At 72.0% G+C, this 11240-nt stretch carries 10 protein-coding genes and 1 rRNA gene; 6 read left to right on the top strand and 5 right to left on the bottom strand.

Features of this window, described 5'->3' with window-relative positions:
- The first annotated feature begins 9 nt into the window (after positions 1-9).
- Positions 10-126: ribosomal RNA gene (gene rrf, locus GSF22_RS23745) — 5S ribosomal RNA — on the top strand.
- A 167-nt stretch (positions 127-293) separates the two neighbouring features.
- On the opposite strand, the gene GSF22_RS23740 is transcribed toward rrf, so the two are convergent.
- Positions 294-980, bottom strand: coding sequence for a hypothetical protein (locus GSF22_RS23740; RefSeq protein ID WP_208815949.1), 687 nt, complete (start codon positions 978-980; stop codon positions 294-296).
- A gap of 69 nt (positions 981-1049) precedes the next feature.
- Here GSF22_RS23740 and GSF22_RS23735 point away from each other — a divergent pair, with 69 nt between their 5' ends.
- From GSF22_RS23735 to GSF22_RS23725, 3 genes are read left to right on the top strand one after another with little or no spacing between them, the layout of a single operon-like run.
- Complete coding sequence (locus GSF22_RS23735; protein ID WP_208815948.1) at positions 1050-3668, top strand: valine--tRNA ligase; 2619 nt, start codon at positions 1050-1052, stop codon at positions 3666-3668.
- Between the two features lie 59 nt (positions 3669-3727).
- Positions 3728-4999, top strand: coding sequence for a bifunctional folylpolyglutamate synthase/dihydrofolate synthase (locus tag GSF22_RS23730; RefSeq protein WP_244453995.1), 1272 nt, complete (start codon positions 3728-3730; stop codon positions 4997-4999).
- The gene (locus tag GSF22_RS23725; RefSeq protein WP_208815946.1) at positions 4996-5376 is read left to right on the top strand and encodes a DUF4233 domain-containing protein; all 381 of its coding nucleotides are present in this window, start codon (positions 4996-4998) and stop codon (positions 5374-5376) included. The genes GSF22_RS23730 and GSF22_RS23725 overlap by 4 nt, the downstream gene beginning before the upstream one ends.
- 67 nt (positions 5377-5443) lie before the next feature.
- Here the strand turns inward: GSF22_RS23725 and GSF22_RS23720 are convergent, their stop codons facing one another.
- On the bottom strand, positions 5444-6814 hold the full coding sequence (locus GSF22_RS23720) for a VOC family protein (protein WP_208815945.1): 1371 nt from the start codon (positions 6812-6814) through the stop codon (positions 5444-5446).
- Between the two features lie 168 nt (positions 6815-6982).
- Between GSF22_RS23720 and ndk the strand changes: the two genes are divergently transcribed.
- Complete coding sequence (gene ndk, locus GSF22_RS23715; protein ID WP_208815944.1) at positions 6983-7408, top strand: nucleoside-diphosphate kinase; 426 nt, start codon at positions 6983-6985, stop codon at positions 7406-7408.
- A gap of 112 nt (positions 7409-7520) precedes the next feature.
- On the opposite strand, the gene GSF22_RS23710 is transcribed toward ndk, so the two are convergent.
- Positions 7521-7961, bottom strand: coding sequence for a carboxymuconolactone decarboxylase family protein (locus tag GSF22_RS23710; RefSeq protein WP_208815943.1), 441 nt, complete (start codon positions 7959-7961; stop codon positions 7521-7523).
- Between the two features lie 249 nt (positions 7962-8210).
- Between GSF22_RS23710 and GSF22_RS23705 the strand changes: the two genes are divergently transcribed.
- Positions 8211-8894: a lysophospholipid acyltransferase family protein gene (locus GSF22_RS23705; protein WP_208815942.1), complete on the top strand. Its 684-nt coding sequence runs from the start codon at positions 8211-8213 to the stop codon at positions 8892-8894.
- 3 nt (positions 8895-8897) lie between these two features.
- On the opposite strand, the gene GSF22_RS23700 is transcribed toward GSF22_RS23705, so the two are convergent.
- Positions 8898-10370 (bottom strand): cryptochrome/photolyase family protein, encoded by a 1473-nt coding sequence (locus GSF22_RS23700; RefSeq protein WP_208815941.1) that lies wholly within the window; start codon positions 10368-10370, stop codon positions 8898-8900.
- A 77-nt stretch (positions 10371-10447) separates the two neighbouring features.
- Positions 10448-11240: hypothetical protein (locus tag GSF22_RS23695; RefSeq protein WP_244453991.1), on the bottom strand; the 793-nt coding region annotated here is incomplete at its 5' end.

Genomic DNA, 11240 nt, shown 5'->3' with positions numbered 1-11240 from the left:
CGATAGGGTTACGGCGGTCATGGCGGAGGGGAAACGCCCGGTTACATTCCGAACCCGGAAGCTAAGCCTTCCAGCGCCGATGGTACTGCACTCGGGAGGGTGTGGGAGAGTAGGACGCCGCCGGACATCTTCACAGGTGTGGGCCACCCCGTTTGGGGGTGGCCCACACCTGTATCTGCATATGAGAGGTGTGCCGGCTGTGCCCCGGTCGCTGCCGTGACGACAGGTACAGCAACGACCAGGGCGCCCTAGTCTCGGCGCAATTCTGTGAGGAGCGCTGTCGTTCCTCCGCCCTACGGGCGGGACTGCATGTCCTGGCGGAGCTGGCGCAACAGGGCGGCCGAACTGTCCACGTCCCGGTCGGCGAACATCGCCATCACGACGCTGCCGTGGTCGGCCCACCCGCACACCGCGAAACTGCCCTCCGCGTCGGTCGTACGGCCGCACTTCATCACCCCGCCCAGGTCGCCGGCGGGTACGTCACGGATGCCGGTGACCTTGCCGGTCTCGTCGGACATCAGGGTGAAGAGACTGTCCAGGTCGCGTTCCGGTTGCCAGAGCAGCGTGGTGCCGCCGAACACCAGCACCGACCGCTTCGGGTCGGCCGGGTCCTGGTAGACCGCACCGATGCTGCGGTCCAGCTCGATGTCGGCCGCGAAGCCGCTGCGCAGGTACTCGGCGGTGGCGAGGGCGCGTTGGCTGTCGTCCCGGCGCAGGCCGCCCGCGTCGGCGGGTACCTCCAGCACGGCGTCCTTCTGACTGAGCACCCGCCAGCCCGCGACACCGCCTGCAGTGATGCCGGCCAGACTGACCAGGAGCACCGCGCCGAGCAGGATCCGCTTGCGCCGTCCGGCCGGGGTACCACCCCGGCGACGGTCCTCGGCCGGATCCGGGTAGCCCAGCGGGATCGGGTCCGGAGTCAACTCGACCGGCTGCGGTTCGTCCAGCGGGCGCCGGGCGGAAAGATGCGCATCGGACATAGCCGCCACCGTACGCGAACAGGAGGTGGTGCACGTCAGGTCCGCCGAACCGCTCCGTAGACTTTGTGGGTGACCGAGAGACTGGATGCCCATCGCACCGATGCCCCGACCCTGTCCGCCCAGTACCAGCCGGGCGACGTCGAGCAGCGACGGTACGAGCAGTGGGTAGCCGCCGGATACTTCCGCGCCTCCACCGACAGCGAGAAGCCCCCGTTCACCATCGTGATCCCCCCGCCGAACGTGACCGGTTCGCTGCACATGGGGCACGCCTTCGAACACACCCTGATGGACGCCCTGACCCGCCGCAAGCGGATGCAGGGGTACGAGGCGCTCTGGCTGCCCGGTATGGACCACGCCGGCATCGCCACCCAGAATGTCGTCGAGCGGCAGCTCGCCGCCGAAGGGCTGTCCCGGCATGACCTGGGGCGGGAACGCTTCGTCGAGCGGGTCTGGCAGTGGAAGGCCGAGTCCGGCGGCAGGATCCTCGGCCAGATGCGCCGGCTGGGCGACTCGGTCGACTGGGACCGGGAGCGCTTCACCATGGACGAGGGCCTCTCCCGGGCCGTGCAGACCATCTTCAAGAAGCTCTTCGACGACGGGCTGATCTACCGCGCCGAGCGCATCATCAACTGGTGCCCGCGCTGCCTGACCGCGCTGTCGGACATCGAGGTGGAGCACACCGACGACGACGGCGAGCTGGTCTCCATCCGGTACAGCGACGACGTGGTGGTGGCGACCACCCGCGCGGAGACCATGCTCGGTGACACGGCAGTGGCCGTGCACCCGGACGACGAGCGGTACAAGCACCTGATCGGCACCGAGGTCGAGCTGCCGCTCACCGGCCGGCGGATCCCGATCGTGGGTGACGAGCACGTCGACCCGTCGTTCGGGACCGGCATGGTGAAGGTGACGCCGGCGCACGACCCGAACGACTTCGAGATCGGCCAGCGGCACGACCTGCCCTCCCTGACGATCATGGACGAGCGCGGGGTGATCACCGCGCACGGCCCGTTCCAGGGGCTGGACCGCTTCGAGGCCCGGCCGGCGATCGTCGCCGCGCTGCGCGAGCAGGGCCGGATCGTGGCCGAGAAGCGGCCGTACGTGCACGCGGTCGGGCACTGCTCGCGGTGCCGGACGACGGTGGAGCCCCGGCTGTCCCTCCAGTGGTTCATCAACACCAGCCCGCTGGCCAAGGCGGCCGGCGACGCGGTGCGCGACGGGCGGGTGCGCATCGAGCCGGCCGACATGGCCAAGCGCTACTTCGCCTGGGTCGACAACATGCACGACTGGTGCATCTCCCGCCAGCTCTGGTGGGGGCACCGGATCCCGGTCTGGTACGGCCCGGACGGCGAGGTGGTCTGCGTCGGCCCGGACGAGCAGCCGCCGACCGGTGACGGCTGGCACCAGGACGAGGACGTGCTGGACACCTGGTTCTCCAGCGGGCTGTGGCCGTTCTCCACCCTCGGCTGGCCGGAGCAGACCGCCGACCTGGCGAAGTTCTACCCGACCAGTGTGCTGGTCACCGGGTACGACATCCTGTTCTTCTGGGTGGCCCGGATGATGATGTTCGGCCTGTACGCGATGGACGGCCGGCCGCCGTTCGACGTGATCGCACTGCACGGCATGGTCCGGGACCAGTTCGGCAAGAAGATGTCGAAGACGTTCGGCAACGTGGTCGACCCGCTGGACTGGATCGACCGGTTCGGCGCGGACGCGACCCGGTTCACCCTGGCCCGGGGTGCCAACCCCGGCCAGGACGTGCCGGTCAGCGAGGAGTGGTGCCAGGGCTCGCGGAACTTCTGCAACAAGCTCTGGAACGCCACCCGGTTCGCGTTGATGAACGGCGCGCACTGCACCGGGCCGGTGCCCGCCGGAGCGCAGCTCTCCACCGTCGACCGGTGGATCCTGTCCCGGCTCGCGTCCACCGTCGCCGAGGTCAACGAGCTGTTCGAGGCGTACGAGTTCGCGAAGGTCTGCGACGTGCTGTACCACTTCGCCTGGGACGACGTCTGCGACTGGTACGTGGAACTGTCCAAGCCGGTGCTGGCCGGCGGGGGCGAGCAGGCCGAGGTGTCCCGCCGGGTCCTCGGGCACGTGCTGGACCAGCTGCTGCGCCTGCTGCACCCGGTCATCCCGTTCGTCACCGAGGAGCTCTGGACCGCGCTCACCGGCCAGGACACCGTGCTGACCGCAGCCTGGCCGACGGTGGCCGGGGAGCAGGCGGACACCGCCGCCGAGGCGGAGATCGCGACCCTCCAGACGGTGGTGACCGAGATCCGCCGGTTCCGGTCCGACCAGGGGCTGCGGCCGGCCCAGCGGGTCGCCGCCCGGCTCGACGGGCTGACCGGGGCGGGCATCGCCGCGCACAAGCCGCTGATCCGGTCGCTGGTGCGTCTCGACGAGGCGGGTGACGACTTCCAGGCCAGCGCCACCCTCGCGGTCGCCGGTGCGGTCAGCGTGGCGCTGGACACCCGGGGCTCGATCGACGTGGCCGCGGAACGGGCCCGGTTGACCAAGGACCGGGCGGCGGCGGAGAAGGAGGCCGCCCAGGCCCGGGCGAAGCTCGACAACCCGGCCTTCCTCGGCAAGGCCCCGGAACCGGTGGTCGCCAAGATCCGGGAACGACTCGCCACCGCCGAGGCCGACCTGGCCCGGATCACCGCTGCTCTGGAGGCGCTGCCCTCGTGACCGACCGCTCCGACTTCGTCCAGGTGGACGCCGCGCTGGCCCAGCGCGGCTTCACCCGGATGGTCTTCGACCTGGACCGGATCTCCGAACTGCTCGACCTGTTGGGCAGTCCGCAGCGGGCGTACCCGTCGATCCACCTGACCGGTACGAACGGCAAGACCTCCACGGCCCGCATGATCGACTCGGTGCTGCGGGCGTTCGGCCTGCACACCGGCCGGTACACCAGCCCGCACCTGGAGACCGTCCGGGAGCGGATCAGCCTGGACGGCGAGCCGGTCAGCGAGGAACGGTTCGTCAGCACGTACCGCGAGGTGGCGCCGCTGGCCGAGCTGGTCGACCAGCGCGCGGACGAGCCGCTGACCTACTTCGACATGACCACCGCGCTGGCCTTCGCCACGTTCGCCGACGCGCCGGTGGACGTGGCGGTGGTGGAGGTCGGGCTCGGCGGTGCCGAGGACGCCACCAACGTGCTGCACGCCGGGGTGTGCGTGCTGACCCCGATCGGCCTGGACCACACCGAGTGGCTCGGCGACCGGATCGAGGACATCGCGCTGGCCAAGGCGGGCATCATCCACAAGGGGGCCACGGTGGTCGCCGCCGCGCAGGACGAGGAGGCCGCCCGGCCGATCCTGGAACGCTGCGCCGAGGTGGGGGCCACCATCGCCCGCGAGGGCGCCGAGTTCGGGGTACTGCGCCGGTCGGTGGCGGTCGGCGGGCAGGTACTCACGTTGCAGGGGCTCGGTGGGGTCTACGACGAGGTGTTCATCCCGCTGCACGGCGCGCACCAGGCGCAGAACGCCGCTGTGGCGCTCGCCGCGGTCGAGGCGTTCCTGGGTGCCGGGGCGAACCGGCAGCTCGACGTCGCGACGGTCCGGGAGGGCTTCGCCACCGCCAGCTCCCCGGGCCGGCTGGAGAAGGTCCGCACCGCGCCGACGGTACTGCTCGACGGGGCGCACAACCCGCACGGCATGGCCGCCACGGTCACCGCGTTGCAGGAGGAGTTCGCGTTCAGCCGGCTGGTCGCGGTGGTCGGCGTACTGGCCGACAAGGACGCGCCGAGCCTGCTGGAGCTGCTCGAACCGGTGGTCGACGCGGTGGTGGTGACCCGGAACAGCTCACCCCGGGCGATGCCCGCCGACGAGTTGGGCCGGCTGGCCGAGGAGGTGTTCGGTCCGGACCGGGTCGAGGTGGCCGCCGACATGCCGGACGCCATCGAGGCGGCGGTGGCGTTGGCCGAGTCGGACGTACCGGGCGAGTTGAGCGGGGTGGGCGTGCTGATCACCGGTTCGGTGGTGACCGTCGCCGACGCCCGCCGGTTGCTGAAGAAATGACCGGGCCGCAGTCGGGTACCGGCGGGCCGGGGGAGGGCCGTCCGTCGGGCCTGCGGAACCCGGGCCGGGCGGTGAAGGGGCTCGGTGCCGGGACGCTGATCCTGGAGACGCTGGTGCTGCTGCTGGCGATCCAGCCGATCCGGGTCCTGGGCGGCGAGTTGACCGGTACCACGATCGGGGTGATCGTCGCCCTGGCGGTGCTCGCCGTGGTGCTCTCCCGGCTGCTCGACCGGGGCTGGGCGTGGCACGCCGGCACAGCGCTCCAGGGGTTGCTGATGCTCGCCGGGTTCCTGCACTGGTCGCTCTTCGTACTCGGGGTGACCTTCGCGCTGGTCTGGGCGTACGTGCTGCACGTGCGGCGGGCGATCCTGGGCTGAGAGTCGCGGGCGACGGACCGCGGTCGGGCCGGTGGGTATCCCACCGGCCCGACCGTCGTTTCCGGGGTCAGTCGGTGACGCGGTCGCGCCACTGGGTCAGCGCGATGCCGTGCCCGTCGGGGTCGCGGAACGCCGCCGCCCACAGCTCCAGCCGGTTACCCCGGTTGACCACCCGGGGGGCGTAGGTGAACCGGACCCCGGCGTCGCGCAGCCGTTCGTGGGCGGCGTCGATGTCCGGCACCTCCAGGTTGAGGTGGACCAGCCGGCGGTTGATCGGGGCCGCCTCGGTGATCTCCCGGAGTACGAGCCGGGTACTGCCGGAGGCGAGAACCGCGTTCCCGTCGCCGCCGTCGATCTCCAGGAAGCCGAGGGTGTCGGTGTAGAAGGCGACCGACCGGAGCAGGTCGGTGACGAGCAGTGTGATCCCGACGCCACTGATCGGTGCCCCGGTGGTGGCCGGCTCGGCCGGGTAGAGGTCGGGGTCGACCAGGTCGTCGTCCAGGCCGGTGGGCAGGTCGTCGAGGGGCAGGTCGATCAGTTCGTCCCGGTCGTTGCGCTCGTTTCGCCGGCTCCGCTCGTCGCCGGCCGGCGCGAGGGTGGGCCCGTCGGCCCGGCCCGGGTCCACGGTGGTGACCTCCACCGTCGGCTCGGCCTCCTGGTCGACCCGGGCCGGGGTGACCGCCGGGGCGGCGGCCGGCCGGCGGGGCAGTGGCGCGGCGGCCGGCGCCTCGACCAGGGTGCCCTCCAGGACCACCAGCCCGCCCGGGGTGTGCCGGACCACCACCGGCTCCCGGTCGTCCGGCAGGCCGTCGAGGTCGTCGACCGGGCCGGCGGGCACCGGGTCACCGATGGGTGGCAGGAGGTCGTCGTCGGTGGACCGGGTGGTCCACGGCGGTGGGTCCTGTTCGCGGCGGGCCCACGGCGGGGCGTCCTGGCCGATCAGCACCTCGTCGAGCGGGGGCTCGTCGAACTCCGGCGGCAGGCCGGCGGCGGCTGCGGCGGCGGCCGCCTCGGCGTGCGTGGGGACCTCGTCCCAGAGGATGCGTACCCGCCGCTGGTCGTCGATGGCCACCCGGACCGGCAGGGTCTGCCCCGGTACCGGCCACTTCGCCACCGGCACCCGGGGCTCGATGAGTTTCTTGGACCGGGGCGGCAGACCGGGCGCGTCGATCACGATCTGCACCTCGCAGCGGCCGAACGCGTACGACGCGGGGGGCTCGGAGACGCTCTGCACGTGGGCGGAGCCGATCACCCAGGCCCGCCCGCCGCTGCGTACCGTGCCCAGCGCGATCGACAGCGCCACCAGGGCGACCCCGAGGGCGACGATCGCCCAGCTGGTCATGCCCAGTCCGAACAGGGTGATGAAGGTGGCCACGGTGCCGAGCAGCGCGGCGAGCAGTTTACGCGCGGGTGCGACCGGTCGTTGGGCATTCGCCACAGTGGACCTCCCTGGGTTAAGGCCAGGCTAGGCCGGACCCGCCATGCAGGGGAAGACTCCGCCGGGCATGCGGGACCGACCCGCCCGGCCGGCGCAGCGGCGCCGGGGGTGGCTCGCTAGGCTGACCGTACCCAGCCAGAGACCGTACCGCTCCCAGGAGGAACCAGCGTGTCCAGCAGCAACCCGGACGAGCGCACGCTCGTACTGATCAAGCCCGACGCGGTCCGGCGGGGCCTGGTGGGCGAGATCATCGGCCGCTTCGAGCGCAAGGGTCTGCGGATCGACGCGATGGTGTCCCGGACGATGGACGCGCAGCTCGCCGACGAACACTACGCCGAGCACGTGGACAAGGCGTTCTACCCGCCGCTGAAGGACTTCATGACCGGCGGTGCGCTGGTCGCCCTGGTCCTCTCCGGCGACCAGGTCATCGACGTGGTCCGGGGCCTGGTCGGGGCCACCGACGGGCGGAAGGCCGCCGCCGGGACGATCCGGGGTGACCTGTCGCTGTCGAACCGGGAGAACCTGGTGCACGCCTCGGACTCGGTGGACAGCGCCAAGCGGGAGATCGCGCTCTGGTTCCCCGAGCTGGCCTGAGGTCGGCTGCCCGGACGTCGGCGGCGGAGGCCGGATGACGTGACCGGGAAATCGGACGGCCTGACCGGGCCGCCGCCACAGGTGTCTGCTGCGGTGGCGGCCCGGCCGCCGGTCAGTGGTCGGCCGGCGGCTGCGCCCGGGTGCTCACCGCGATCCGGTTCCACACGTTGATGGTGGCGATCGCCACCACCAGGTCGGCGAGTTCCCGCTCCGACCAGTGCTTCGCCGCCGTGTCCCAGACGTCGTCCGGTACGCCGTGCTCGCCGAGCCGGGTGACGGCGTCGGTGAGGGCGAGGGCCGCCCGCTCCCGCTCGTCGAAGAAGGGTGCCTCCCGCCACGCGGCGACGGCGAAGAGCCGCCGGCTGGTCTCGCCGGCCGCGAGGGCGTCCCGGGTGTGCATGTCGACGCAGAACGCGCAGCCGTTCAGGACCGAGGCCCGGATCTTCACCAGTTCGAGCAACCGGTGGTCGACGGCGCCCCGGACGTAGCTCTCCATCCCGAGGACCGCGCGGTACGCCTCCGGGGCCACCGCGGCCAGGTTCATCCGTTGCATCTGGTACCTCCCTGTGCTGGATCGGTCACCATCAGGACGGGGTGCGCGAGGGCGGTGTGACCGGTCCCGACTGTGACGGCGGTCGCAGCCGTACCGGCCTCGTCCACAACGGTCGGATCGTCGCGTCGACGCTGCTCAACGGTGGTGCCCATCCACCATCCGGGTCAGTAGCGGGTCACCGTTCCCGCCGCCTGAGGGGGTGGGTAACGTGAGACCGCCCGCTCCATCAGCACGACCGCCGGAGGACCCGTGCCGCTGCTCTACACCATCGGCAAGCTCACCGTGGGCAACGGCATGCGACTCGGCTGGCGCCCGACCGTGGAGGGGCTGGAGAACGTACCGGAGACCGGTGGCGCGATCTTCGCCGGCAACCACCTGTCGGTGGCCGACGAACTCTTCCTCGGTGCGGTGGTACCCCGGCACATCGCCTTCTGGGCCAAGTCGGAGTACTTCACCGGTACCGGCTTCCGGGGCTGGCTGACCAAGACGGTGATCGGTGGGCTCGGGGCCATCCCGGTCGAGCGGGCCGGTGGCCGGGCCGCACTCTCCGCCTTCGACGCGGCGATCCCGGCGCTGCGCGCCGGCGAACTGGTCGCGGTCTACCCGGAGGGCACCCGTTCCCCCGACGGTCGGCTCTACCGGGGCCGGACCGGAGCGGCCCGGCTGGCCCTGGCCGCCGGGGTGCCGGTCGTCCCGGTCGGCATGATCGGTACCGACCGGGTGCAGCCGATCGGCGCCCGGATGCCCCGGCTCGGGGCCGGGCGGGTCACCGTCCGGTTCGGCAAACCGCTGGAGTTCACCGGACGTTCCGACGACCGGACGTCGCTGCGGGAGATGACCGACGAGATCATGAGCGAGATCCAGCGGCTCACCGGGCAGGAGTACGTGCCGAGGTACGCGCCCGCGAAGAACGCGCCCACCCCGCAGGGCTGACCGTCACGGCGGATCCGCGCCGCGCTCCTTCTCCTGCGCGACCACCTGGTCGAGATCGGTCAACCGGTCGAGTTGCTTGAGGGTGCGCGCCATCCGGGCGTTGGGTGGTATCCGGTCCCGGGTACGGGCCAGGAAGGCCCAGTAGCCGGCGGTGTACGGGCAGCCCTTCTCGCCGACCCGGCGTTTCGGGTCGTACCGGCAGCCGCCGCAGTAGTCGCTCATCCGGTTGATGTACGCCCCGCCCGAGGCGTACGGCTTGGTGGACATCCGGCCCAGGTCGGCGTACTGGCTCATGCCGACGACGTTCACCGTCATCACCCAGGCGTAGCCGTCCACGAAGCAGCGGTGGAACCATTCGACCAGTTCCGCCGGCCGCCAGCCGCGTTGCAGGGCGTAGTTGCCCAGCACCATCAGCCGGGGGATGTGGTGCACCCAGCCGTGGTCGCGTACCCCGGCTAGCACGTCGCGCAGGCAGTGCGCCTGGACCGCGTCGGCGTCCAGGTCGGCGAACCAGGCCGGTACCGGGGTACGCGCGCCCAGCCGGTTGCTGCCGCCGTAGCCCGGTTCGAAGTGCCAGTAGAGGTGCCAGACGAAGTCCCGCCAGCCGACGAGCTGCCGGACGAACCCCTCCACGCTGGGCAGCGGTGCCTTGCCGTCCCGGTACGCGCGTTCCGCGCCGCGTACCGCCTCCATCGGGTCGAGCAGTCCGAGGTTGAACGAGGAGGAGAGCAGGCTGTGCGCCAGCCACGGGTCGTCGGCCAGCATGGCGTCCTCGTACGGACCGAACAGCGGCAGCCGGTGCCGCAGGAAGTGCCGCAACCGGGCGGTGGCCTCGGCACGGGTGGCCGGGAACCGGCGGGGGCCGTCCCGCCCGACGAACCGGATCCCCTCGCGTTCCCAGCGGTCCAGCTCGGCCCGGACCTCCGCGTCGATGTCGTCCTCCTTCGGCATCGGCGGGGCGGGGACATCCAGCCGTGCCGTCCCCTTCGGGGGCGGTTCGCGGTTCTCCTCGTCCAGGCTCCACCGGCCGCCGACCGGCCCGTCCCCGTCCATCAGCACGTCGTGCCGCTGACGGGCGTACCGGTAGAAGTTCTCCATCCGCAGCGCGCCCCGGGCGGTACCCGCCCAGGCGGCGAAGTCGTCCAGGCCGGTCACGAAGCCCCGGGGCGGGAGCACCGTGACCCGGTCCAGCCGGTGCACGAACTCCTTCGCCGCCCGGGACGTGGGATGGCACACCTCGACCGGCTCGCGTACCTTTCGCAGCGCCGCCCGGTAGGTCTCGGCTTGGACGAACCGGGCCTGGTCGCCCAGTTCCGCCGCCCGGTGCCGTAGCGCGGACAGGATCAGGTGCGCCTTCTGCCGGTGGTACACCCGACGGCGGAAGACCGCCTTCGACTCGATCAGCAGCACCGGCTGCCGCCGGTCGTCGAGGAAGTGCGGCCCCAGTTGGTCGGCGAAGAGCCAGCGCCGCGTCATGAACCGATTCTCGCCGCCCGGGACGTCGGCGCGGGCCGGTTACCGCGAGCCCGGCCGCCGGTCAGCCTCCCGGGTGGTCAACCCCGGGTGACGATCCCGTCGCGGAACTCCGCGAGCAGGGCGGCGCTGTCGGTCACCGAGAGGCGGGTGAACACCCCGGTGCCCAGGCTGCCGTGGTCGGCCCAGGTGCACACCACCACGGCGGTGCCGTCGAGCCGGCCGGTGCCGCAGCTCTGGTACTGGCCGCGCAGGCCGGTCTCGATGGGCTCGATGCCGGTGATCTGGTAGGTCGTACTGAGCCGGGTCAACTCGTCGGTCATGTCCTGTTCGGGGGTGAACCGGAGCCCGGTGCTGCCGAAGACGATCACCTGCTTGCTGCTGGTGTGGTACACGCCGGCGAAGGTCCCGTCGGCGAGCAGGTGGGCCGCCCGGGTCTCCTGGTCCAGGCGCTGGGTCAGGCGCTGGCTGGCCGGGTCGTCCCGCAGGGTCAGGTCCCGGACCTGCTCCGGTAGGGACGCGTCGGCCGGGTACTGCTCCCAGACGGGTTTGCCGAAGTAGGCCGGGCAGCCGCAGCAGCAGGCGATGGTGAGCAGGGTCAGCAACATCATCCGACCCGGCCAGCGCCGCTTGCGGCGTACCGCCACCGGGACGTACCCCCGGGGAGGCTGGAAGTCCGGCGGTGCCGGCTGCGGACGACGGCGTTTCAGTCCCCGCCCGGACGGACCGGGCACCGGTGCGGGCCCCGGCGGGGGCGTGGGTGCCGGCCGTGGCACGACCGGTTGGTGGGCGGCCGGTGGTGGGGGAACCGGCCGGCGGTCGACGGACGGTCCCGGGAACGGGTGGGCGACCGGACCGACGGCCGGTCCCGGG

The sequence above is a fragment of the Micromonospora echinofusca genome (genome assembly GCF_017614955.1).
Classification (GTDB): domain Bacteria; phylum Actinomycetota; class Actinomycetes; order Mycobacteriales; family Micromonosporaceae; genus Micromonospora; species Micromonospora echinofusca_A.
The sequence above is the reverse complement of the archived record's forward strand: the minus strand, read 5'-3'. Positions and strand labels throughout refer to the sequence as shown.